The sequence below is a fragment of the Mycobacterium sp. 1245111.1 genome, assembly GCF_001673405.1.
GTDB lineage: Bacteria > Actinomycetota > Actinomycetes > Mycobacteriales > Mycobacteriaceae > Mycobacterium.
Genome location: NZ_LZLV01000025.1, coordinates 25,635 through 45,409, shown reverse-complemented (window position 1 = coordinate 45,409; position 19,775 = coordinate 25,635). Strand labels below are relative to the sequence as shown.

The 19,775-nt window shown below is 66.9% G+C and carries 20 protein-coding genes and 1 pseudogene; 8 read left to right on the top strand and 13 right to left on the bottom strand.

Going from position 1 to position 19,775, the window contains the following annotated elements; all coding sequences use genetic code 11:
- Positions 1 to 18: 18 nt before the first annotated feature.
- The 3 genes from purN to A5658_RS05050 form a co-directional block, all read right to left on the bottom strand.
- Positions 19 to 648, bottom strand: coding sequence for a phosphoribosylglycinamide formyltransferase (purN, locus tag A5658_RS05060; RefSeq protein WP_067331855.1), 630 nt, complete (start codon positions 646 to 648; stop codon positions 19 to 21).
- 3 nt (positions 649 to 651) lie between these two features.
- Entirely contained in the window at positions 652 to 1,908 is a 1,257-nt protein-coding gene (locus A5658_RS05055; RefSeq protein WP_067331853.1) for a DUF6350 family protein, read from the bottom strand.
- 63 nt (positions 1,909 to 1,971) lie between these two features.
- Positions 1,972 to 2,793, bottom strand: coding sequence for a DUF5336 domain-containing protein (locus tag A5658_RS05050; RefSeq protein WP_067331851.1), 822 nt, complete (start codon positions 2,791 to 2,793; stop codon positions 1,972 to 1,974).
- 238 nt (positions 2,794 to 3,031) lie between these two features.
- Between A5658_RS05050 and A5658_RS05045 the strand changes: the two genes are divergently transcribed.
- Together A5658_RS05045 and A5658_RS05040 are read left to right on the top strand one after the other, a co-directional pair.
- A complete protein-coding gene (locus tag A5658_RS05045; protein WP_067331848.1) occupies positions 3,032 to 3,880 on the top strand; it encodes an LLM class F420-dependent oxidoreductase in 849 nt (282 codons plus the stop codon).
- A gap of 78 nt (positions 3,881 to 3,958) precedes the next feature.
- Positions 3,959 to 4,291: a PH domain-containing protein gene (locus A5658_RS05040; protein WP_067331916.1), complete on the top strand. Its 333-nt coding sequence runs from the start codon at positions 3,959 to 3,961 to the stop codon at positions 4,289 to 4,291.
- On the opposite strand, the gene A5658_RS05035 is transcribed toward A5658_RS05040, so the two are convergent.
- The 3 genes from A5658_RS05035 to sucC all read right to left on the bottom strand — a co-directional run bounded on the left by A5658_RS05035 (position 4,288) and on the right by sucC (position 7,990).
- The gene (locus A5658_RS05035; protein ID WP_067331846.1) at positions 4,288 to 5,823 is read right to left on the bottom strand and encodes an acetyl-CoA acetyltransferase; all 1,536 of its coding nucleotides are present in this window, start codon (positions 5,821 to 5,823) and stop codon (positions 4,288 to 4,290) included. The two genes, A5658_RS05040 and A5658_RS05035, sit on opposite strands and share 4 nt — an antisense overlap.
- An 83-nt stretch (positions 5,824 to 5,906) precedes the next feature.
- Complete coding sequence (gene sucD / locus A5658_RS05030) at positions 5,907 to 6,809, bottom strand: succinate--CoA ligase subunit alpha (RefSeq protein ID WP_067331843.1); 903 nt, start codon at positions 6,807 to 6,809, stop codon at positions 5,907 to 5,909.
- A gap of 17 nt (positions 6,810 to 6,826) precedes the next feature.
- Positions 6,827 to 7,990 carry an ADP-forming succinate--CoA ligase subunit beta gene (gene sucC, locus A5658_RS05025; RefSeq protein ID WP_067331841.1) on the bottom strand — a complete coding sequence of 388 codons (1,164 nt, stop codon included), beginning with the start codon at positions 7,988 to 7,990 and terminating at the stop codon, positions 6,827 to 6,829.
- A 255-nt stretch (positions 7,991 to 8,245) separates the two neighbouring features.
- Between sucC and A5658_RS05020 the strand changes: the two genes are divergently transcribed.
- Positions 8,246 to 9,271 (top strand): M23 family metallopeptidase, encoded by a 1,026-nt coding sequence (locus A5658_RS05020; RefSeq protein ID WP_067331839.1) that lies wholly within the window; start codon positions 8,246 to 8,248, stop codon positions 9,269 to 9,271.
- 4 nt (positions 9,272 to 9,275) lie between these two features.
- The gene (locus A5658_RS28375; protein WP_197503051.1) at positions 9,276 to 9,815 is read left to right on the top strand and encodes a hypothetical protein; all 540 of its coding nucleotides are present in this window, start codon (positions 9,276 to 9,278) and stop codon (positions 9,813 to 9,815) included.
- Here A5658_RS28375 and A5658_RS05010 read toward each other — a convergent pair.
- Complete coding sequence (locus A5658_RS05010) at positions 9,812 to 10,636, bottom strand: sigma-70 family RNA polymerase sigma factor (RefSeq protein ID WP_067331837.1); 825 nt, start codon at positions 10,634 to 10,636, stop codon at positions 9,812 to 9,814. The two genes, A5658_RS28375 and A5658_RS05010, sit on opposite strands and share 4 nt — an antisense overlap.
- 87 nt (positions 10,637 to 10,723) lie before the next feature.
- Between A5658_RS05010 and A5658_RS05005 the strand changes: the two genes are divergently transcribed.
- Positions 10,724 to 11,086, top strand: a complete 363-nt coding sequence (locus tag A5658_RS05005; protein ID WP_067331835.1) for a DoxX family protein — start codon at positions 10,724 to 10,726, stop codon at positions 11,084 to 11,086.
- Here the strand turns inward: A5658_RS05005 and pcrA are convergent.
- Positions 11,083 to 13,413 (bottom strand): DNA helicase PcrA, encoded by a 2,331-nt coding sequence (gene pcrA, locus A5658_RS05000; RefSeq protein WP_067331832.1) that lies wholly within the window; start codon positions 13,411 to 13,413, stop codon positions 11,083 to 11,085. The genes A5658_RS05005 and pcrA overlap by 4 nt on opposite strands.
- Positions 13,414 to 13,674: 261 nt before the next feature.
- Between pcrA and A5658_RS04995 the strand changes: the two genes are divergently transcribed.
- Both A5658_RS04995 and pgi read left to right on the top strand, forming a co-directional pair.
- The gene (locus A5658_RS04995; protein WP_067331830.1) at positions 13,675 to 13,983 is read left to right on the top strand and encodes a chorismate mutase; all 309 of its coding nucleotides are present in this window, start codon (positions 13,675 to 13,677) and stop codon (positions 13,981 to 13,983) included.
- Between the two features lie 38 nt (positions 13,984 to 14,021).
- On the top strand, positions 14,022 to 15,686 hold the full coding sequence (gene pgi / locus A5658_RS04990; protein ID WP_067331828.1) for a glucose-6-phosphate isomerase: 1,665 nt from the start codon (positions 14,022 to 14,024) through the stop codon (positions 15,684 to 15,686).
- Here pgi and A5658_RS04985 read toward each other — a convergent pair.
- On the bottom strand, positions 15,683 to 16,258 hold the full coding sequence (locus tag A5658_RS04985) for a TetR/AcrR family transcriptional regulator (RefSeq protein ID WP_067331910.1): 576 nt from the start codon (positions 16,256 to 16,258) through the stop codon (positions 15,683 to 15,685). The genes pgi and A5658_RS04985 overlap by 4 nt on opposite strands.
- A 95-nt stretch (positions 16,259 to 16,353) precedes the next feature.
- Between A5658_RS04985 and A5658_RS04980 the strand changes: the two genes are divergently transcribed.
- Positions 16,354 to 17,673 carry an oxygenase MpaB family protein gene (locus tag A5658_RS04980; protein ID WP_067331825.1) on the top strand — a complete coding sequence of 440 codons (1,320 nt, stop codon included), beginning with the start codon at positions 16,354 to 16,356 and terminating at the stop codon, positions 17,671 to 17,673.
- Positions 17,674 to 17,676: 3 nt separating this feature from the next.
- Here the strand turns inward: A5658_RS04980 and A5658_RS04975 are convergent, their stop codons facing one another.
- From A5658_RS04975 to A5658_RS04965, 4 genes and pseudogenes are all read right to left on the bottom strand, one after another.
- Positions 17,677 to 18,426: an SDR family oxidoreductase gene (locus A5658_RS04975; RefSeq protein WP_067331823.1), complete on the bottom strand. Its 750-nt coding sequence runs from the start codon at positions 18,424 to 18,426 to the stop codon at positions 17,677 to 17,679.
- Between the two features lie 4 nt (positions 18,427 to 18,430).
- On the bottom strand, positions 18,431 to 18,925 hold the full coding sequence (locus A5658_RS28660; protein WP_369830486.1) for a zinc finger domain-containing protein: 495 nt from the start codon (positions 18,923 to 18,925) through the stop codon (positions 18,431 to 18,433).
- A 123-nt stretch (positions 18,926 to 19,048) separates the two neighbouring features.
- Positions 19,049 to 19,294: pseudogene (locus A5658_RS28655) on the bottom strand (DNA-formamidopyrimidine glycosylase family protein); the annotation flags it as partial.
- Between the two features lie 16 nt (positions 19,295 to 19,310).
- On the bottom strand, positions 19,311 to 19,700 hold the full coding sequence (locus tag A5658_RS04965; RefSeq protein ID WP_067331819.1) for a phage holin family protein: 390 nt from the start codon (positions 19,698 to 19,700) through the stop codon (positions 19,311 to 19,313).
- Between the last annotated feature and the right edge of the window lie 75 nt (positions 19,701 to 19,775).

Genomic DNA, 19,775 nt, shown 5'->3' with positions numbered 1-19,775 from the left:
CTGCATCGTCGCTGCCGGTCATCCGATAGTCGCCTTTCGTCCGTTCCAGGTCACGCCGCCGGTCGCCACCGCGGCTATCACGTCCACCAACAGTCGCCGCTCGGTGACCTTGATGCGTTCGTGCAGGGTTGCTTCGTTGTCGTCGTCGAGCACCGGAATCGCCTGCTGGGCCAGTATCGGGCCGGTGTCGGTGCCGGCGTCGACCAGATGCACCGTGCAGCCGGTGACTTTGACACCGTGGGCCAGCGCATCGGCCACCCCGTGCGCGCCGGGAAATGCCGGCAGCAGCGCGGGATGAGTGTTGAGCGTCCGCCCTTCGAATTTCGAAAGAAAGTGTGGTCCAAGGATTTTCATGAAGCCTGCCGACACCACCAGGTCCGGTGCATACTCGGCGGTGGCTTCGGTGAGCGCGGCGTCCCACGCGTCGCGGCCGGGATAGTCGCCCAGCCGTACCCGAAACGACGGCAGCGACGCCGCGGCGGCGATGTCGACGGCCGCGCAGTCGCGGTCGACACCGACGGCCACCACCCGGGCCGGGTAGTCTCCGACGGCGGCGTCCAGCAGTGACGCCAGCAGCGATCCGGTGCCCGATGCCAGCACCACCACTCGTGCCGGTGCGCTGGGAGGCACGCGGAACGATTGCTGCACAGGTCAGAGCCTAGTCGGACCATCGGACTCGTCGTCAGGCAGATCGATGCCCGACGTGTCGTCGTCCTCGACGTCCGGCATCGGCGGCTCGGCCGGCGGCGCGGCGGGGACCGACGTGGGCCGCGGGCGGCGTCGGATTCCACCGGCCATCACCACGGTCAGCGCGCCGATCGCGGTGAACCACAGGAAGATCGCGAAACCGAAAGTGCCCTGGTCGATTCCGACTCCGCCGAAGTTGCCCAGCTGGCCGCTGCCCGCGTAACCGAGCAGCGCCAGGATCAGGGCCGCCAGCAGCGCCGCGATCCCGACCTTCGCCATCGCGTCGGACAGCGGCAGCGGCCGTCGCGCACACTGCTGCCCGAGCGCAACCGCCGACGATGCCCCGACGATGAGCAGCGCCACCCAGATCGGTCCCAGGGGCGGGTGCGGCGCCGCGGCCAGCACGGGCAGCGCCGGGATGTCCCCGCCGAACACCGTGAACGAACTGAACGTGGCAAAACCCAGGTGAGCGCTCGATCCCACCGCCATCGCAGCGGTCGCGACGATCACGTTGGGCACATAGAGCACCGACAGCACGGTCAGGCTGAACTGGCCGAAGATCGAATTGGTGATGCCGTAGAGGTCTTGCATCGTCGCCCAGTGCACGACCAGTGAGCAGGCCGTCACCATCCCCGAGAGCCCCAGCAGCGCCAGCACGCCGGCCACAGCCGCGCGCAGCGAATCGGCCAGCCAGTCAGGCAGCGGCGATGCCGCGAGCGCCCGGCGGCCGACGCGCGATCCGACCCCGATGGTCGCGCCGACGGCGTGCACCATCAGCACGCTCGTAAACGCGCGCAGCGCATTCGGCGTCTGCAATTCGGTGATCACCGACGCCGCGTCGTGGATGACGGCCAGCGCGACCGCGGTGAACAGCAGCGGGCCACCCAGCGCCGACGCGACGATCCACCGGGTGACGAACCACGAGGCCGTGGGCGCAGTGGCGTGCGCGGTGGTGCGCGCGGTCCCCCACACGATCAGCAGCACCGGGAGCAGCGGCAGCACGCCCAGCTCGCGGCCACCGATCGAGATCGGCACCTGGTGTACACCGAGCCAGATGCTGGCGATCGCACCCAGCGCGCCGGTCATGTCGCTGTTGGCAATCACCAACTGCAGCAACGTCACCGCGGCGATGACCACCAGCGCCACCACCGCCGGACCGAACGCGACCCGCAGCAGGTCGCGCGCCTGGTGGGCGCCCGGGGCTCGACTGTCCGGCGTCACGGTCTGAGGACGTTACCTACCCGCTGCGGCGTTAAGCGACCCGCCGCGCCAGACACCGCAGAGTCAGGACTGTGACGGACCCGACGGCGCCTGCGGCTGCTGGCCCGAGCCGAACTCGTGCTGGCCGGGGGCCGACCCGCCATGGTCGCCGGGGTTGCCCTGCCCAGCAGGGTTGGAGCCGGACGACGGCGGCGGGCTGAAGCTCGGGAAACCCGTTGGCGGGGTGGGCGATCCGTGGGACTGGGCCGAACTCGGCTGCGGTCCGGGCTGCGCGGCGAAGCCGCCTGTCGTCGGACCCGACGGGTATCCGCCGTACTGCGTTCCGTAGCCGGACTGCTGGTAAGGATTCTGCTGCTGGCCGTAGTAACCGCCGTACTGCCCGTAGTACTGGTCGTACTTGGGGCGGGGCGCCGGCGCGGTGATCACGCCCGCATCCAGCAGAAGAGCGCTGATGGCCAGCGCCGCCTGCACGACACCGGCGGTGACGGCGATCCACAGCCCCGCGCCGCGATCGGTCGCGTCGATGGTGTCCTGGATCAGCAGCAGCGTGCCCAGCACGGAAACCACGGTGACGGCGGCGAGGTAGTTCTTGGCCTTCGGCAACAGGTTCACCGCGGCCAGCACGCCGGCCAGCAGCACCAGGTCGACCGGCAGCGTGCTGCCCTTCTCGACGAGTTCGTCGCCGTTGGGCAGCAGGCGGGAGACCATCGGGAAGTAGCTCGCCAGATAAGTCAGCACACCCAGCACTGCGACCGCGATGGTCAGGTAGTGCTTGAGGTTGTTCTCGGCGTCCTCGGATTTCGCGAACGATGTCGATCCCGGAGCCCCATACGAGGCGGGCGACTGCGCGGGCGGATATCCGGCGTTGCCGGGCGGGTAAGTCATGGCTTCTCCTGTGCCTTCCGATGCGGTTGCGGCGCCATTGTCGTGCGGCGCTGGTTACTCCCGCGCGCCGCTCCTCGCGAGGCTACCTCCAAAGGCTGGATCGACGCGGTGGCGACGGCCTGCGCGGGCTTTGCGACGCGAGCCGATCAACCACGCTAGCGCACCTTCGGCGCCGCGTCGGTCGCCACTACCGACCCCCGTGGTTGCCCGCGAGATTGGAACACGTTCTAATTCATCCATGGACTACGGGCTTGTGCTGTTCACCAGTGATCGCGGAATCTCCCCGGCCTCGGCCGCGACTCTTGCCGATAATCACGGATTTCAGACGTTCTATGTACCCGAGCACACCCACATTCCGGTCAAGCGCCAGGCGGCGCATCCGACCACCGGCGACGAGTCGCTGCCCGACGACCGCTACATGCGCACGCTGGATCCGTGGGTCAGCCTCGGCGCGGCGTGTGCAGTCACGTCGCGGGTGCGGCTGTCCACCGCGGTGGCGCTTCCGGTCGAACACGACCCGATCACGCTGGCGAAATCGATCGCGACGCTCGACCACCTCTCGGGTGGGCGGGTCAGCCTCGGCGTCGGGTTCGGCTGGAACACCGACGAACTCACCGATCACGGGGTGCCGCCCGGTCGTCGCCGCACGATGCTGCGTGAGTACATCGAGGCGATGCGCGCCCTGTGGACCGAAGAAGAAGCCTCCTACGAAGGCGAATTCGTCAACTTCGGCCCCAGCTGGGCGTGGCCCAAGCCGGTGCAGTCGCACATCCCGGTGCTGGTCGGCGCCGCGGGCAACGAGAAGAACTTCAAGTGGATCGCCCGCAGCGCCGACGGCTGGATCACCACCCCGCGCGACTTCGACATCGACCAGCCGGTAAAGCTGCTGCAGGACACCTGGGCCGCCGCGGGCCGCGACGGCGCTCCGCAGATCGTCGCGCTGGACTTCAAGCCGGTGCCGGAGAAGTTGGCGCACTGGGCCGACATCGGGGTCACCGAAGTGTTGTTCGGACTGCCCGACAAGTCCGAAGATGAGGTGGCCGCCTACGTCGAGCGGTTGGCGGGCAAGCTTGCCGCGGCGGTCTAGCCGCTGACACCCGGGAGGCGCATCGTGACAGAGCAGGGTCGGCACTTCCCATACCGCTACGACGCCCGGCTGGCGCCGATGTGGCTGGCCTTTCGGGTATGGCCGAGCACGCAGGGCGTTACCGTCACCGACGACGGCCGGCTGATCGTCCGCTACGGGCCGTTCCGGGTCGAGGTGCCGCGGTCTCAGATCCAGGATGCGCATATCACCGGCCCGTACCGGTGGTGGACGGCGGTGGGTGCGCGGCTGTCGCTGGCCGACGACGGTTTGACGTTCGGCACCAACGCCGACCGGGGCGTGTGCATCCACTTCGAGCCGCGGATTCACCGGGTGATCGGGCTGCGGGATCACTCCGCACTCAACGTCTCCGTCGACGACTGCGAAGGCTTGGTCGCCGCGCTGAAGGGCTAGCCGAGCGACGCTTGGTTGATGCCCTCGTCGGTGGACCTCACCGTGATCGCGGCGCCCAGCGGGTCGCCCTCGGTCATCAGCGCCACCAGGTCGCGGTCCTCGGTGAGCGCCATGAACCGCGAGCCGTCAGCGTCGAGCCGGCCGATGATGACGCCGGTCGTCGTCGGCCAGTCATAGCGCACCGAGTAGGTCTCAATTGCGGCCGCGCCGTTGGGGTTTCGCGTGACTGGTACCCTCGGCAGCGCGGCGATGTCCTGCTGCAGCGCCTTGCTGCGATCGGCTGCCCACTCGCCGGGCTCGGTGGAGTAGATGCCCACCGAATACTTGCTCATCACACCGCCGTTGGCGCCGACGAGACCGAACGAGCCCGGCCTGTCACGCATGGCGGCCACGGTCTCGGCGATGCCGTGCAACGAATAGCTGTTGCCGGGCCCACCGAAATAGGGCAGGCCACCGGTGAGTGTCAAGCCCCGCGGATCGTCGGCGGTGAGCCCGAATTCATCGCAGACCGCGAACACCGGGAACGGGAAGCAGCTGTAAAGATCGAACGTCGCCACCTCGTCGATGCCGATGCCGGCACCCCGAAGCGCTTCTGCCACAGCCTGTTTGGCGGAGTAGCTGACGCTGACGTCGACCCGGTCCAACAGGTCCTGCTCGGTCTGATCGGCATGCCCGCGCAGATACACCCACGTGTCTTCGGACACCCCGAGCCGCCGGGCCGCCGCCACCGACATCACCAGCGCGGCCGCCCCTTGGTTGACGGTGTCGCGCGCTACCAGCAGCCGCGGATACGGGTCGCAGATCATCCGGTTCTCGTCGGTGACGGTCTCGATCTCCACCACCGACCGCTCCACCGGCGAGGACGAAAACGGGTTCTTGGCGGCCACTTTGGAGAATGGGGCGAAGAGCTCGGCCATCGAGTGCCGGTAGTCGGCCACGCTGAGCCTGAGGCGCGCCCGACGGGCGTTGTCGAGCAGCCCGTACTGCACCGGCGCCCCGGTCAGCCCGTGCTTGGCGGTGTACTCGCTCATGTACTGCTCGAAGCCGTAGCCACGGTCCTCGAGCTGGCCGCCGACGTGCTCGGTGAAGTCCGGCTTGTCGTCGCGATCGGCGAAGTACTTCGCGGTGGACCCGGGCTCGGACCCGAGGATCAACGCGACCTCGATCTCGCCCGCCGCGATCGCCCCGGCGAACTCTGTCATCAGCTTTTGCGGGCCGTTGCCGCCGATCGGCTCGAGCACCGCCCGCACCGGATCGGCGCCGACCCGGTGCGCCACCGATCGCACGTAGTTGTCCGAGCAGCCGAACGGCGGGGAGTTGAACGGGGTGCAGATCTCGAACTGGCGCAGGCCCGCGAACACCTCGATGGCCCGTGCCACCGCCGTCACGTCGGCGCCGGTGTCAGCCAGCGCGGCCCGCACTGCCTCGGTCGCCAGATCGACCGAGGACATGCCGCGGTAACCGGGGTCGCCGATGCGCTCGGTGAACTGGCCCACCCCGACCACGACGGGAGTACGCGGATCAACCGCCATTACAGGCCTCCTGACAAGTGTTAATTCGTCAGGCTAACCGAAACCTGTAACACGTTCCAATTTGGCCGCGGGGTCCGCTCGGCTTACAGGCTTTGCAAGATCTGACGTGCGAGCGCGGCGGTCTCCGACGGCGTCTTGCCGACCTTGACCCCGGCCGCCTCGAGCGCTTCCTTCTTGGCGGCGGCGGTGCCCGAGGAGCCGGACACGATGGCGCCGGCGTGGCCCATCGTCTTGCCTTCCGGCGCAGTGAATCCCGCGACGTAGCCGACGACCGGCTTGGACACGTTCGCCTTGATGTAGTCGGCCGCACGCTCTTCGGCGTCGCCACCGATCTCGCCGATCATCACGATCAGCTTGGTGTCGGGGTCCTTCTCGAAGGCTTCGATCGCGTCGATGTGCGTGGTGCCGATCACCGGGTCGCCGCCGATGCCGATCGACGTCGAGAAGCCGAAATCGCGCAGCTCGTACATCATCTGGTAGGTCAGCGTCCCGGACTTGGACACCAGCCCGACTGGACCCGGCCCGGAGATGTTGGCCGGGGTGATGCCGACCAGGGCCTGTCCCGGGGTGATGATGCCGGGGCAGTTCGGGCCGATGATCCGGGTCTTGTAGCCCTTGGATGCGTTGTAGGCCCACGCATATGCGCTGTCCTGCACCGGGATTCCCTCGGTGATGACCACCAGCAGCGGAATCTCGGCGTCGATCGCCTCGATGATCGCGTCCTTGGCGTAGACCGGCGGCACGAAGATGATCGAGACGTCGGCCCCGGTCTTTTCGATGGCCTCTTTGACGCTGCCGAACACCGGCAGTTCCACCGGCTCGTCGTTGACGTTCTTGTGCGCGACGGTGGTGCCGGCCTTGCGGGCGTTGACGCCACCGACGATGTGCGTGCCGGCCTTGAGCATTCGGGCGGTGTGCTTGGTGGCCTCGGCTCCGGTGATGCCCTGGACGACGACCTTGTTGTCTTTAGTCAGGAAAATTGCCATGAGGTCATGTCTCCTTATCAGGCGCTCGCCAGTTCGGCGGCCTTGTCGGCGGCCTCGTCCATCGTGGGCACCAGCGTCACCAGCGGGTGGTTGGCCTCGGTCAGAATCCGCCGGCCTTCGTCGACGTTGTTGCCGTCGAGCCGCACGACCAGCGGCTTGTTGGCCTCGTCACCCAAAATCTCCAGGGCCTTGACGATCCCGGCGGCGACCGCATCACACGAGGTGATGCCGCCGAAGACGTTGACGAACACGCTTTTGACTTGGTGGTCGTTCAGGATGACGTCCAGCCCCGCGGCCATCACCTCGGCCGAGGCGCCACCGCCGATGTCGAGGAAGTTGGCCGGCTTGACCCCGCCGTGCTTCTCACCGGCGTAGGCAACGACGTCCAGCGTCGACATGACCAGGCCCGCGCCGTTGCCGATGATGCCGACCTGGCCGTCGAGCTTGACGTAGTTGAGGTCGTGCTCCTTGGCCTTGAGCTCCAGCGGATCGGTGGCGTCGCGGTCCTCGAACTCGACGTGGCCGGGCTGACGGAAGTCGGCGTTGCCGTCGAGGGTGACCTTGCCGTCCAGCGCGAGGATCTGGTCGTCGGGCGTGCGGACCAGCGGGTTCACCTCGACCAGCGTGGCGTCCTCGCCGACGAAGACCTCCCACAGCTTGGCGATGGTCACCGCCGCGGCGTCGAGCACCTCGGCCGGCAGGTGGCCCTGCTCGGCGATCGAGCGGGCGAAAGCCTCGTCGACGCCCTTGACGGCGTCGACCGGGATCTTGGCCAGTCGCTCGGGCTTGGTGGCGGCGACCTCTTCGATCTCCATGCCGCCCTCGACCGAGCACATGGCCAGGTAGGTGCGGTTGGCGCGGTCGAGCAGGAAGGAGATGTAGTACTCCTCGGCGATGTCGCTGGCCTCGGCGACGAGCAGCTTCTTCACGACGTGGCCCTTGATGTCCAGGCCGAGGATGTTCTTCGCGTGGTTGTAAGCGTCGTCGGCGGTCGCGGCATACTTCACGCCACCGGCTTTGCCTCGTCCGCCGACCTTGACCTGCGCCTTGACCATGACCGGGTGCCCGATCTCTTCGGCGATGGCCTTGGCCCCTTCGGCGGTGTCTGTCACCCGGCCGGGTGTGGTTGGGACGTTGTGCTTGGCGAACAGCTCTTTTGCCTGGTACTCGAAAAGATCCATGGGCTCACTTCTGTGTGTCGGCCTTTTTGTGAGCGGACTAAGTTTTCGGTTGTCCGCTTGCGGGAACTGTAGCGAGACGGCCAGAGTGTTCCGCCATGGGCATCGACGGATGTGGCAGATCTCACCGGAGCGCGGCGAGTGATACGAGTCACAATGCCCGGCGGATTTCTGGCTTAACTTGCGACGCGTTGCGCCCGGCGGTTAACGTCTCAGAGTCCAGATAACGTTATGGTTACGGCTCGAAGGACAATCAGGTTGGCCCAGCAAATCCCGGCGTCGTCTCCTGTGCAAGGAGAACTTTCAGCGTCGCGCGAGCGCAGGCCGACCCTTCACCGCAACGAAGTCACGGACATCATCCCGTTTAACGAGTTCGGACAACTCGCCGATTCGGAGTTCAGCGACAACTCGGCTTTCGACAAGGAAGCGCAGGTCCTCGGCGCCCCGGAGCTCGACGACCTCGACGACACGGACAACCTTCGCGTCCTGGACCTGATCGGTCCCAGCGTCACCGAGCGTCGTCTCAGCCCGCTCGAGCGGGGCATGAACCGGGCCCGCAGCGCCTCCGAGCCGCTGTCCGGCCGAGCGCAGCACCGCAAACAACTCACCGGCCCCGCACGAGGCCGGGTTTTGATCGGCGCGATGGCCGCCGGAGCCGCCGCAGCGGCCGCGCATTCGGCCACCGAAGCCCCGCGACACTCCAAGACCGAGACCGTACTGGCCGCCCAATCCGCGGGAACCGGTCCGATCAGTACCTCCGGCGGCGGCATGCAGATGGTGACCGTCCAGCCGGCCGCCAACGTCGCCGTGCACAACGCCGAACTGGCCCACGGCGTGGCGTTCGCCCAGGAGCGGGCCCAGCGTGAGGCGCGGCTCCAGCAGCCACTTTTCGTGATGCCGACCAAGGGCATCTTCACCTCGGGCTTCGGCTACCGGTGGGGAGTCCTGCACGCCGGCATCGACCTGGCGAACTCGATCGGCACACCGATCCGTGCGGTTTCCGACGGCGTCGTCATCGACGCCGGCCCGACGGCCGGCTACGGCATGTGGGTCAAGCTGCGGCACGCCGACGGAACCGTCACGCTGTATGGCCACGTCAACACCACGATGGTCAGCGTCGGTCAGCGGGTGATGGCCGGCGACCAGATCGCCACCATGGGCAACCGCGGCAACTCCACCGGCCCGCACCTGCACTTCGAGGTGCTCCTGGGCGGCAGCCAGCGGATCGACCCGGTGCCGTGGCTGGCGAAGCGCGGCCTCTCCGTCGGTACTTTCGCCGGTTGAGCCGGTGACCGACCCGAGCAACCCCAACCCGGTCAACCCCGAAACGCGCATCATTCGGCGCGCGCCCACCGGTCCGCTGCCGCACTTGGACGACGCCCGGACCACCCACATTCCCCCGCCACCACCACAGCATCAGCAGTTTTCGCCCGCCCCCGCGGCCGCCCCTTTCGGTGAGCCCAGCAAGACGACCGCGGTCGCCGCCGCGGCCGTCAGCATCGTCAGCGGCTGGGCCACCTCCGTGGTGGCGACGGACCTGATCGCCGGCTGGTGGCACTCGGATCGGCTGTTCTGCGTCGCGGTGGCGTTCCTCGCGCTGGTCTTCGCCTCGGCCACGATCTCCGGGGTGATCCTGCTGTTGCTGCGCCAACCGCTGAGCCGCTACCTGATCGTGGCCGGCGCGGTCGTCGCGATCTTGACCTATCTCGGTGTGTTCATCGCCGGTGCACGAGTGGCCTGGGTGGTGCACACCCTGCCGGTTCTTCCGATCGCGAGCGCCGTGTTGACGCTGCTGCCGCGCACCCGCGATTGGCTGCTCGACGACTAGAACGTCACCACCGCCCTGGCGATGTGGATTCGGCTGACTCGCCCGCCCTCGACACCGATCTCCAGGGTCGCGAAAAGGCGGCCGCCCGGAGCGAGGACGTAGAGCGGCTTCCCGTCGACAACCATCGGCACACTGGCCCGGATTCGGTCGGCGAAGAGCGTCGTTTCCTCGGCGATCGCCCGGGCACCGGTCACCACCGCCGGGGTGCCGGGCGGCGCCAGCGCGGGGTCCACGACGCGCACGCAGTCGGCGGTCATCAGCGCGAGCATCCGATCGAAGTCAGCCCCGGCCGCGGCGGCCAGAAACGCGTCGGCGACCGACCGCGCGACGTCGTCCGCCGCATCCGGGGGTTGCGCGTTCTCGATGCGACGCCGCGCCCTGCTTGCATGCTTCTTGGCACTGTCGACACTGGTGTGCAGCGTCAGCGCGACCTCGTCAAAAGGAACGTCGAAGATGTCGTGAAGAACGTATGCGACGCGCTGCGGTGGAGTCAGGCAGTCGAGGACGACCATCAGGGCGCGCGAGATGTGTTCCCGCTGAAGATAATTCTCGTCCGCGAGCACGGCGTCGGCGGGAAGCATGTCTGCGTCCAGAGGCCGCTCACCGCGTCGGCCCCGCGCTCGCAACTGGTCCAGGCAGATCCGCGTGGTCGCGGTCGTCAGCCACGCGCCGACGTTACGAATCTCGCCGGCGTCGACGGCGGACAGCTTGAGCCAGGCCGTCTGGACCGCGTCCTCGGCGTCCTGGATCGAGCCGAGCAACCGGAACGCCACGGCGATCAACTGCGGCCGATTGTCCACAAAGTCCGCTTCACGTGTCACCAGATGTCACCTTTGCCGGGCGTGAGACGTCGGGGGGATGAGACCACCAATCTCGCCCTGAGTCCGCCGATATGAGGAGACGTCCACATGAGCCTAGTTCCCGCATTCGCCGTCACGGTCACCTGCATCGTTGCCACCGCGTTCGTCGCTGTCGCCGACTATCTCAAGGCAGGCTTTGTCCTGAAGAATTCCGCCGAAGTGCACGTCCCCGTCGGCGCGATCCCCTACCTCGCCACGTTGAAGCTGGCGGGCGCCGTGGGTCTGGTCGTCGGCCTGGTTGCGATGCCCTGGCTCGGCGTTGCGGCCGGCGTGGGACTGACGCTGTTCTTCGTCGGCGCGATCGCCGTCCACATCAAGGCCGGAGTCCTGTACAACATCGCGTTTCCCGCGGTATTTCTGCTTCTCGCAATGACTTCCGCGGGCTACCTGCTGCACCTCGCGCGGCGCTAGAGCTTGGCCACCGGCGCGTGGTTGTGCATCAGCTTGACGCGGCCCGAGCTGCCGAAGTCGATCAGTGACATCGCCGATTCGCCGATGCCCGACACTTCTTCCACGCGGCCCAGACCGTACTTGTCGTGGGTGACGCGGTCGCCGGGTTCCAGCACCAGCAGCGGGCGCTTGCTCGCCCCGCTGCGGGTGGGCGACGGCCGCGGCGTGCCGAACCGACCGGCTCCGCTCACCGGCGCGCTGAACGACGGGGTCGGGTCGGTGCGCCGCCAGTCGATCAGCTCCTGCGGAATCTCGCGCAGGAAGCGCGATTCCGGGTTGAGCATCGGCTGCCCCCACGACGACCGGACCTTCGCCCGGCTGACGAAGAGTCGCTGACGGGCTCGGGTGATCCCCACATACGCCAGCCGGCGCTCCTCGGATAGCTCGGTCGGATCGCCCAAGGCCCGCATGTGCGGGAACATGCCGTCTTCCCAGCCGGTGACGAACACCACCGGGAACTCCAGCCCCTTGGCGGTGTGCAGCGTCATCAGGGTCACCAAACCGGCTGTCTGCTCAGGGATTTCGTCGGTGTCGGCGACAAGCGACACCCGCTCCAGGAATTGCGCGAGCACGCCGGTGTCCGGCACGTCCTCGTCGTCGAGGTCGGCTCCCAAAGCTTCGGCGTTGGCCAGATCGGTCGCGAATTCGTGTGCGACGCTGACGAGTTCGTTGAGGTTGTCCAGTCGCGCCAGGTCCTGCGGATCGGACGACGACTCCAACTCGGCGCGGTATCCGGTGCGCTCCAGCACCGCCTCGACCAGCTCGCCGAGATCACCCTCGCACGACGCGAGCCGGGTGCGCAGTTCGTCCATCATCTCGACGAAGCCCGCAATTGCCTTGGCGGACCGGGTGTTCAACAACGGCACCTTGCCTTCGGCCGCGGCCTCCAGCGCGTCGGCGAAGCTCGACCCGGTGTTCTCGGCGTACACCGCGACGCACGCCTCGGCCCGGTCGCCGATGCCGCGTCGCGGCGTGTTCAAGATGCGTCGCAGGCTGACCGCGTCGCCGGGGTTGTCCAGCACCCTCAGATAGGCGACGATGTCGCGGATCTCCCTGCGCTCGTAAAACCGCACTCCCCCAACGACTTTGTACGGGATACCGGCGCGGATGAACACCTCTTCCAGCGACCGCGACGAGTTGTTGGTGCGGTAGAAGACTGCCACGTCGTTGTAGGTGATGCCGCCATTGGCGACCAGGGCGTCGATTTCCTCGGCGATGAAGCGTGCCTCGTCGTGCTCGTTGTCGGCGACGTAGCCGACGATCAGCTCACCCTCGCCCTCGTCGGTCCACAGCCGCTTGTCCCGACGGGCGGGGTTGCGCGAAATCACCGAGTTGGCCGCCGACAGGATGTTCTGCGTGGAGCGGTAGTTCTGCTCGAGCAGGATCGTCGTGGCGTTCGGGTAGTCGCGCTCGAAGTCCTCGATGTTGCGGATGGTGGCGCCACGGAACGCGTAGATCGACTGGTCAGCGTCGCCGACCACGCACAGCTCGCCGGGCGGCACGCCTTCTTCGCCGTCGTCCAGCTCGCGGCCGACCAACTCGCGCACCAGCACGTATTGCGCGTGGTTGGTGTCCTGATACTCGTCGACCAGGATGTGCCGGAAGCGCCGACGGTAGTGGTCGGCGATCTGCGGGAAGGCCTGCAGCACCGCGACGGTCTCGCCGATCAAGTCGTCGAAGTCGAGCGCGTTGGCCACCCGCAACCGCTGTTGGTATTCGGAGTAGACGGCGGCGACGGTGCGGGCCAGATCGTCGGCGAGGTCGTCGTCGGCCAGGTTGGCCAGCGCCTGCGGCGGATCGATCAGCTCGTTCTTCAAGTTGGAGATCGCGTTGGCCAGCAGTCGCGGTGAGTACCGCTTGATGTCAAGGCCCATGTCCTTGCCGATCATCTGCAGCAGCCGCCGCGAGTCGTCGGCGTCGTAGATCGAGAAGTTGGAGTTCAGGCCCGAGATCAGCGACGCCTGATTGCGCAGGATCCGCACGCAGGTCGAGTGGAACGTCGACACCCACATCGACCGCGCCCGCGGGCCGACCAGGGTGGCCACCCGCTCACGCATCTCCGCGGCGGCCTTGTTGGTGAAGGTGATCGCCAGCACCTGGCCCGGCGAAACGTCGCGCGCCGCCAGCAGGTAGGCGATCCGACGGGTCAGCACGGCCGTCTTGCCCGAGCCGGCACCGGCCACGATCAGCAACGGCGAACCCTCGTGCAGGACCGCCTGACGCTGTTGGGGGTTGAGTCCGTCGAGAAGGTGATCGGTCTCGGATTCGGTTACGTGCGCACTGGTGATGTCGCCGCTCCTCCTACCTCATTTCGATCGCACAGCTCGTCTATCGTCGCCGGCGGGGTCATGACGGACCCAATTTACCGCCGTTGGCCGACACCTTTGCGCCGGAACGCTTGCAAGTGGCACACTCATTTTGTGCTCAACGCGCAGTGGCGATTTTTCTCCGGGTACCGGCCAGCGGTGCCCGTGGTTTAGCTGCTTCCCAGAGCCCCGCGGTCCGCTTCCGGATCCGGGGCTCGTCTCTTGTGTGAGGCCCGAAATCGGATGACACCGCAACCACCTCCACACAACGAGAATTCGGAGTCCGAAATGACCATCGAAACAGAACACCCCGTTGACATCGACGAGCTGCGGCTCGAAATCGATCGACTCGACGCCGAGATCCTGGCCGCGGTCAAGCGCCGCGCCGAGGTATCCCGGGCGATCGGCAAGGCCCGGATGGCCTCCGGCGGTACCCGCCTGGTGCACAGCCGCGAGATGAAGGTCATCGAGCGCTACAGCGAACTCGGTCCGGAGGGCAAAGACCTGGCCATGCTGCTACTCAGGCTGGGCCGCGGCCGGCTCGGTCACTGACCCCGTCGCGTCCTCGTCGACACCGCTAGGGTCGAGGGATGACTGCGGTTGAACAGATTCCCGACATCTCAGCGACCCCGGCATGGAAGGCGTTGCAGCAGCATCACCGGCAGATCGGCGAGACGCATCTGCGGGAGTTTTTCGACGAAGACCCCGACCGCGGCCGCGAGTTCAACCTCACCGTCGGTGATCTGTACATCGACTACAGCAAGCACCGCATCAACCGCGACACGCTGAAGCTGCTGATCGACCTCGCCCACGCGGCTCACCTCGAGCGACACCGCGACGCGATGTTCGACGGGACGCACATCAACGTCTCCGAAGACCGCGCCGTGCTGCACACCGCGCTACGGCTACCGCGCGATGCGTCGTTGACCGTCGACGGACAGAACGTCGTCGCCGATGTGCACGAAGTACTGGACCGGATGGGCGATTTCACCGATCGGCTGCGCAGCGGCGAGTGGACCGGCGCCACCGGTAAGCGGATCAGCACCGTCGTCAACATCGGGATCGGCGGCTCGGACCTCGGACCGGTGATGGTGTACCAGGCGCTGCGGCACTACGCCGACGCCGGCATCTCGGCGCGCTTCGTCTCCAACGTCGACCCGGCCGACCTGATCGCCAAGCTGGCCGACTTAGACCCGGCCACAACGCTTTTCGTCATCGCGTCGAAGACCTTTACCACGCTGGAGACACTCACCAACGCGACCGCGGCGCGGCGCTGGCTGACCGACGCGCTCGGCGACGATGCGGTAGCCAAGCATTTCGTGGCGGTCTCCACCAACAAGAAGCTGGTCGACGAGTTCGGCATCGACACGGCCAACATGTTCGGGTTCTGGGACTGGGTCGGTGGACGATATTCGGTCGACTCGGCGATCGGCCTCTCGGTGATGGCCGTGATCGGCCGAGAAGCGTTCGCGGACTTCCTGTCCGGATTCCACATCGTCGACGAGCACTTCCGCACCGCGCCGCTGGGATCCAATGCGCCCGCGCTGCTCGGGCTGATCGGGCTGTGGTACTCCGACTTCTTCGACGCGCAGGCGCGCGCGGTGCTGCCGTACTCCAACGACCTGGCCCGCTTCGCCGCCTATCTGCAGCAGTTGACGATGGAGTCCAACGGCAAGTCGGTCCGCGCCGACGGCAGCCCGGTGACCACCGACACCGGCGAAATCTTCTGGGGCGAGCCGGGAACCAACGGCCAGCACGCGTTCTACCAACTTCTGCACCAGGGCACCCGGCTGGTACCGGCCGACTTCATCGGCTTCAGCCAGCCCACCGACGACCTGCCCACGATGGACGGCACCGGCAGCATGCATGACCTGCTGATGAGCAATTTCTTCGCCCAGACGCAGGTACTGGCCTTCGGCAAGACCGCCGACGAGATCGCCGCCGAGGGCACCGCGGCAGATGTGGTGCCGCACAAGGTGATGCCGGGCAACCGCCCGACGACCTCTATCCTGGCCACCCGGCTCACCCCATCGGTGGTCGGCCAGTTGATCGCGCTCTACGAGCATCAGGTCTTCACCGAGGGCGTGATCTGGGGCATCGACTCGTTCGACCAGTGGGGCGTCGAGTTGGGCAAGACGCAGGCCAAGGCGCTGCTGCCGGTGATCACCGAAGATGGCGCTCCGGCAGCACAATCCGACAGTTCGACCGACACTCTGATCCGGCGCTACCGCGCCGAGCGCGGCCGGGCCGGCTAGGTCGCCGGCTGCGAGAGTTCCGAACCGAATTTCCGGACAAAGGTGCGCAGACGTTCCGCGGTCGCGGACGTCGGCTCGCTGAGGTGTAGCTGCAGCAATTCGCGTCCGGCCGCGTGCAGCACCCGCGCGGTGTATTCCGGCTCATGCAGCTCAGGGTTGTGGCGCAGCAATTCACGGACGAAGAACTGCAGCACCACGTTCTGCGCCTGGGCGAGCCGCTCGTACAACTCCGGCGGAGCGCCTTGCGGCGGGAACAAGAACAGCCGCCACGTCGCCGGATGGGCGTCGACAGCGGCCAGCACACCGTCGAACGCGAGCACCAGTGACTGATCCTCGGCGCCCGCATCCAATCCGGAGATCGCCTCGGCGAACTGCGCGCCGGCCCGTGCGGCCTCACGGTCGATCAGTTCGACGAACAGACCGGCCAAGTCACCGAACTTCTGATAGATCAACGATCGGTCGATGCCGGCCGCTTCCGCGATGCGGTTGGGTGTCGCCGCGTGGAACCCTTCGGCGTCGACGATCGCATGCGTGACGTCGAGCATCTGTTCGCGGCGCCGCTCGGCGGTCATGCGCCGCTTCGTGATGTCCAGGGTGGTCACCCTTGACAGCATAACTAACAACTTGTGAGTATTACTCACTAACTGTTAGTTAGCCGGAGGTTGTGATGGTCTCGTATTACCCCGAACTTGCTCAGCGCGTCCGCAGCCAACGCGATCTGCAGCCCGACCTCTACGGCGACTTCGACTTCGAACGGCAGCCGAATCGGCTGGCCACGGAGCCCGACGTCGACTCGGCCCTGCCGACCTGGGTTGCTGACCGCGCCCCGATCCTCGAAGACGACCGCGTCCTCGAATTGATCAGCACGGCCACCATGCTCGGTGACGTTGTCGCCGATCCCTATGCGGCGCTGATGAATACACACAGCGTCGCGCAGCTGATCGACATGCTCAAGACCGCCTGCCGCGAGGGCATCGATGCCGTGCCCCACGCGCCTTCCGAGCTCGCGGCATTCATCGCCGCCATGGAGGCCACCCCGGAGTGGATCGACTTCGACCTGGTTCGCGAAGGCGCTCGGCAGGAGCGAATTCCCGCGGCGCTGCTGGCCCCCTTTATCACCCGGGGAGCCTTCATCGCGACATTCACCAACACCTACGCCGCGTTGCCGATGGCCCTGACCGGTGCGCTCTCGGGCAAGCGGGCCGCCCGTCGGGTCAACGAGACGGCCAGTTTCTTCGCCGTCACCACCCTGCCCGGCGCGCTCGACCGTTACGGCCCCGGCTTCGAAGCCGCCGCCATGGTCCGGTTGATGCACTCGATGGTCCGCTACAACGCCCTGAAGAAATCCGACAAGTGGGACACAGCTGTCTACGGGATGCCGGTGCCGCAGGTCGACCAGATGCCCGCCGGAATGATCGGCCAGTACCTGTTGGCCCGCAAGGCCCGCCAGCAGGGCCGGACGACGTTCACCAAAGAAGAGCGGGCCGTCGTCGAATTCGCTAGGTACCGCTGCTTTCTGCTCGGCCTGCCGCCGGAACTGCTGCCCTCGGAACCCACCGACATCATGCACGTCATGCACGCGCGCTCGGCACTGCTGCGCGACGGATTCGACGACATCTGCCGCGAACTCGTCAGCGGCACGATGGCGGCGTATCTGCGCCCCAACACCACTATGTTCGACCGGTGCGCCGAAGCCGTCGAAAGGAGTTTCAGCAAGCTCACGTTCGTCCGCACATTCTGCGGTGGTGACCGCGACGTCGCCGAGGCGATGGGCGTTTCACTCGGATCGACGGATCTCCTGTGGGTGGCCCTCACTGCACCCTTCATCATCGGGCGTTTCACCGCCGTTCAGCAGGCCAGTCGCATGCCGGTGCTGCGGGACATCACCGACGCCTACGTCATAGGGCTGCTCAAGCTTCGGCTAGCTACCTACGGAAAACCCGAATTCACCACTGACGCAGCACATTACACGTCAGCGGCGCATTGACGGCTAAGAGAACCGCTTGGCCAGCGACAGGGGCATCACCCGCAGCAGCCGGACCAGCGGGGCCCACGGCCACCACGGCACCGCCGCGCGACCGGGCTCACGTTCAATGGCCGCAACGAGGGACTTGACACCAGTTTCGTTGTCCACCATCAACATTGTGCTCTGCGATTTGGCCGTCATCTCCGACTCGATGTAGCCCGGCTCCATCACCGACACGGCGATCGGGCCCTTGGCGTATTCGGCACGCAGCGATTCGCCGAGCGAGCTCACGCCCGCCTTGCTTGCCGCGTAGGCCGCCTTCACGCCGGGCACACCCCGCGCCCCGAGCACCGACGAGATCAGCACCAGGTGCCCCGACCCCTGCGCCTTGAACATCTCCAGCGCGGTTTCGATCTGCACCAGCGCCGCAACCAAATTGGTTTCGATGGTCGCCTTATTGGCCCATAACTTGCCGGATCCCAGCTTCGCGCCCTTGCCGATGCCGGCGTTGACGATCACCCGGTCGATGCCGCCCAGAGCGTCGGACAGCTCCGCGAACACCTTGGGCACCTGGTCGTGGTCGTTGACATCCAGGGCCGCAATCGCCACCTTGGACCCCGGATACCGTTGCACGAGTTCGTCTTTGAGCTCCTCGAGCCGTTCGGTGCGACGGGCGCACAGCGCCAGGTCGCGACCCTTGGCGGCGAAGGCGCGGGCCATCCCGGCGCCCAGGCCCGAACTGGCCCCGGTGATGAGGATCTTCTGCCGAGTCATCCGCTTATTTCAGCAGACGCGACATCCGCCGGTCGGCCAGCACCTTGCCACCGGTCTGACACGTCGGGCAGTACTGAAACGACTTGTCGGCAAACGACACTTCGCGAACCGTGTCACCGCAGACCGGGCACGGTAGGCCGGTGCGGGCGTGTACCCGCATGCCGGAGCGCTTCTCGCCCTTCAACGTCGCGGCCTGCTGGCCCACCGATCGCGACACCGCGTCCGAGAGCACCGACACCATGGCGTCGTAGAGCGCCGCGAGTTGGGCCTCGGTGAGTTTCCCGGCGGTGGCGAACGGCGACAGCTTGGCGACGTGCAGGATCTCGTCGCTGTAGGCGTTGCCGATGCCGGCGATGACCTTCTGGTCGGTGATCACGCCCTTGATCCGGCCGGTGTTGCCGGCCAACAGCGCGGCGAGGTCTTCGACGGACAGCTGCAACGCGTCGGGTCCCAGGCCGGCGATGCCGGGGACCTTCTGCGGGTCGTCGACGAGCCACACCGCCAGCCGCTTCTGGGTGCCCGCCTCGGTGAGGTCGAAGCCCGGGGCTTCGCCGGGAGGGCCCAGGTGGACGCGCAGCGCGATCGGGCCCTTTCCGGGTTTGAGCGGTGCCGGCGCCAGCTTGTCCGACCAGCGCAGCCAGCCGGCTCGGGACAGATGGGTGATCAGGATCAGCTCGCCGGCCCGCATGCCGAGGTATTTGCCCCACCGGTCTGCGCCGGTGACGGTCAGGCCGTGCAGGGCGTTGATCGGCGGGTCGAAGGTCTTGAGCACCGACAGCGCGGAGACGTCGACGCGGCCGACGGTCTTGCCTACGGCGTGCTGGCGGAGGTAGTCGGCCAGCGCCTCGACTTCGGGAAGCTCAGGCATGTGTCCAGTGTGCCGGTCAGCGCCGCGCGCCGCGTACCACCAGCGACAGCACCCAGCTGACGATCGACAGGACGATCGCCGCCTTGATCGCCGTCCACCAGAACTGGTCGATGACCAGGCCCCAATGCGTGGTGTTCTCGGTGATCCACGCCGTGATCCACAACATCAGCGCATTGACGACGATGTGGAACAGACCGAGCGTGAGGATGTAGAGGGGGATCGACAGGATCTGCACGACGGGCTTGATGAAGGCGTTGACCAGCCCGAAAACCACCGCGACGACGAAGATGATGCCGACCCGCTGCAGGCGGGTGTCGCCGCCGACGAAGTACAGCCCGTGGACGACCTTGGTGACCACCCACAGCGCGAATCCGGTGAGCCCTGCCCGGATGACGAATGCTCCCATGCGGGTGAACCTACTCGGCCCCGGCGTCCCGAACGGGTGTACCACAGGTATCCGGTACCGCCGGTATTGACTTCT

Excerpts from the sequence above, each read along its gene's own strand:
- A5658_RS05050 (WP_067331851.1), bottom strand. The coding sequence starts at position 2,793 with ATGACTTACCCGCCCGGCAACGCCGGATATCCGCCCGCGCAGTCGCCC.
- A5658_RS05045 (WP_067331848.1), top strand. The coding sequence starts at position 3,032 with ATGGACTACGGGCTTGTGCTGTTCACCAGTGATCGCGGAATCTCCCCG.
- A5658_RS05040 (WP_067331916.1), top strand. The coding sequence starts at position 3,959 with ATGTGGCTGGCCTTTCGGGTATGGCCGAGCACGCAGGGCGTTACCGTC.
- A5658_RS05035 (WP_067331846.1), bottom strand. The coding sequence starts at position 5,823 with ATGGCGGTTGATCCGCGTACTCCCGTCGTGGTCGGGGTGGGCCAGTTC.
- sucD (WP_067331843.1), bottom strand. The coding sequence starts at position 6,809 with ATGGCAATTTTCCTGACTAAAGACAACAAGGTCGTCGTCCAGGGCATC.
- sucC (WP_067331841.1), bottom strand. The coding sequence starts at position 7,990 with ATGGATCTTTTCGAGTACCAGGCAAAAGAGCTGTTCGCCAAGCACAAC.
- A5658_RS05005 (WP_067331835.1), top strand. The coding sequence starts at position 10,724 with ATGAGCCTAGTTCCCGCATTCGCCGTCACGGTCACCTGCATCGTTGCC.
- A5658_RS04995 (WP_067331830.1), top strand. The coding sequence starts at position 13,675 with ATGACACCGCAACCACCTCCACACAACGAGAATTCGGAGTCCGAAATG.
- pgi (WP_067331828.1), top strand. The coding sequence starts at position 14,022 with ATGACTGCGGTTGAACAGATTCCCGACATCTCAGCGACCCCGGCATGG.
- A5658_RS04985 (WP_067331910.1), bottom strand. The coding sequence starts at position 16,258 with ATGACCGCCGAGCGGCGCCGCGAACAGATGCTCGACGTCACGCATGCG.
- A5658_RS04980 (WP_067331825.1), top strand. The coding sequence starts at position 16,354 with ATGGTCTCGTATTACCCCGAACTTGCTCAGCGCGTCCGCAGCCAACGC.
- A5658_RS04975 (WP_067331823.1), bottom strand. The coding sequence starts at position 18,426 with ATGACTCGGCAGAAGATCCTCATCACCGGGGCCAGTTCGGGCCTGGGC.
- A5658_RS04965 (WP_067331819.1), bottom strand. The coding sequence starts at position 19,700 with ATGGGAGCATTCGTCATCCGGGCAGGGCTCACCGGATTCGCGCTGTGG.